At 57.4% G+C, this 2,345-nt stretch carries 2 protein-coding genes; one reads left to right on the top strand and one right to left on the bottom strand.

Annotated elements, in window-relative coordinates:
- A partial coding sequence (locus tag BQ17_RS22475; protein WP_218068177.1) for a hypothetical protein occupies positions 1–210 on the top strand: 210 nt, incomplete at its 5' end.
- A gap of 149 nt (positions 211–359) precedes the next feature.
- On the opposite strand, the gene glnA is transcribed toward BQ17_RS22475, so the two are convergent.
- Entirely contained in the window at positions 360–1,766 is a 1,407-nt protein-coding gene (gene glnA, locus BQ17_RS08505) for a glutamate--ammonia ligase (RefSeq protein ID WP_089726139.1), read from the bottom strand.
- Between the last annotated feature and the right edge of the window lie 579 nt (positions 1,767–2,345).

The raw sequence follows: 2,345 nt of genomic DNA, 5'->3' as shown, positions 1-2,345 counted from the left end.
TCAGTCAGGCTGAGTTTTCTCGTTCCCAGGCGCTGCGTGGGAACCAGAGACCGGGAGCGGGGCTTTTGCGACACCCTTAAGTTAGCTGCTGACCGCTTGTCGTGGTCGATCAGGATGCGGAAAAGAAAACGACGAATCGGCGCGCATCCATCCGCGCCGATTCGCGTGATTCGTCGTTTTTCCTCTTTTTCGCTGACCGGTAACGCTTAACTTAATGGCATTGGGTTCAAACGTAAGCGTTCGGACTCCCGCTGTTTTTGCCATCCATGGTGCCTGGATTCCGGCAATCCCTGCCGGAATGATGAGATGGGGCTGAACGATCACGTTCAACCTTCCTTTCAATACACGCGGGGCCAAGCTCACAGGCTATAGTACATATCGAACTCGAGCGGGTGGGTCGTCATACGCAGCGTGGTCACCTCTTCCATCTTCAGGTCGATATAGCCGTCGATGAGGTCATCGCTGAATACCCCGCCTGCGGTGAGGAAGTCCCGATCCTTGTCCAGCGCATCCAGGGCCTGGTCCAACGCATAGCAGACCTGGGCGATGCCCTTCTCCTCCTCGGGCGGTAGGTCGTAGAGGTCCTTGTCCATGGGATCGCCGGGGTGGATCTTGTTCAGAATCCCGTCCAGACCGGCCATCATCATGGCGGAGAAGGAGAGGTAGGGGTTGCCGGTGGAATCCGGGAACCGGACCTCGATGCGCCGGGCCTTGGGGTTGGCGACATGGGGGATACGGACCGCGGCCGAGCGGTTACGTGCCGAGTAGGCCAGCATGACCGGTGCCTCGAAGCCGGGTACGAGACGCTTATAGGAGTTGGTCGAGGCGTTGGTGAAGGCATTGAGGGTGCGGGCATGCTTGATGATGCCACCGATGTAGTAGAGCGCCGTCTCGGAGAGGCCGCCGTACTTGTCGCCCGAGAAGATATTCTGTCCGTCCTTGCCCAAGGATTGGTGCACATGCATCCCATTACCATTGTCGCCCACCAGGGGCTTGGGCATGAAAGTAGCGGTCTTGCCGTAGGCATGGGCCACGTTCCAGACCACATACTTTAAGATCTGATTCCAGTCCGCGCGTTTGACCAGGGTAGCGAATTTGGTGCCGATCTCGCATTGACCGGCGGTGGCGACCTCGTGGTGGTGGACCTCGGTGGTCACACCCATCTCCTCCATGGCCAAACACATGGCGGAGCGTATGTCATTCAGGGAATCCACCGGCGGGACGGGGAAATAGCCGCCTTTGGTCCCCGGACGGTGACCGATGTTCCCATCCTCATAGACCCGCTCGGAGTTCCACTCGGCCTCTTCGGAGTCGACCTTGTAGAAGGCGCCGCTCATGTCGGCGCCCCAACGCACGTCATCCAGTACGAAGAACTCGGGCTCCGGGCCGAAATAGGCGGCGTCGGCGATCCCGGTGGATTTGAGGTAGGCCTCGGCGCGCTTAGCCAGGGAGCGGGGGTCACGCTCATAGCCCTGCATGGTGGAGGGCTCGAGGATATCGCAGCGGATGATCAGCTGGCTTTCCTCGGAGAAAGGGTCCAGGGTCTCGGTGCCGACCTCCGGCATCAGCACCATATCCGACTCCTGAATGCCCTTCCAGCCGGCAATCGATGAACCGTCGAACATCTTGCCGTCCGTGAAGAAGTCCTCGTCGATAACGCCGGCCGGCAGGGTAACATGCTGTTCCTTACCGCGGGTATCGGTAAAGCGAAGATCCACGAACTTCACTTCCTCTTGTTTGATCTTCTCTAACACACTGGATGACATGCACTTATCTCCGCTGGTTGCTGTTTCAAGGGCACCTCGAGAACCTCTAAAGTGCCCACCTGGGGTAAGCATACCCCATCATATTCGGTTCGAGATTCCCTTGAAAGATGCGGGCACTCGCCTTGTCGGGTGTCTGTACGCAATGATCGTGCCAGAACATCCGTGCCGGCAGGGGAATTTTTACCCCCCAGAGGCGCGCCGGGCATGCGCAAGCTGGATTTTCCCATAGGAAAACACAGCTCAAACCCGGTGTTCCTTGCGCCCGCGGTGGTAGAGGTAAAAGAGAAACCTACGCGGGCTTTGGCTTCCAGCTCATCCATGCGGTTCGCGGTCGGGATTAGGGGCTGTTGACATAATTGTCGTGCCGACCGCTAATCGGACAAGATTAACAGGATGACTCAGGATTAACAGGATTATTTTGTGAATAGGCAATTATAACATCCTGTTAATCCTGGAAATCCTGTTAATCCTGTACCATTAGGAGGCAAGCCCGGAGATTAGGGCTCAATGCCATTAAGTTAAGCGTCACCGGCGCCGTTTGTGATTGGTTGATCCCTGTTTTCGTTCGCCCTCTCCCCA

The sequence above is a fragment of the Candidatus Thiosymbion oneisti genome, assembly GCF_900092655.1.
Taxonomy (GTDB): domain Bacteria; phylum Pseudomonadota; class Gammaproteobacteria; order Chromatiales; family Chromatiaceae; genus Thiosymbion; species Thiosymbion oneisti.
The sequence above is the reverse complement of the archived record's forward strand: the minus strand, read 5'-3'. Positions and strand labels throughout refer to the sequence as shown.

Coding starts and splice junctions, on each gene's coding strand:
- glnA (WP_089726139.1), bottom strand. CDS start 1,766: ATGTCATCCAGTGTGTTAGAGAAGATCAAACAAGAGGAAGTGAAGTTC.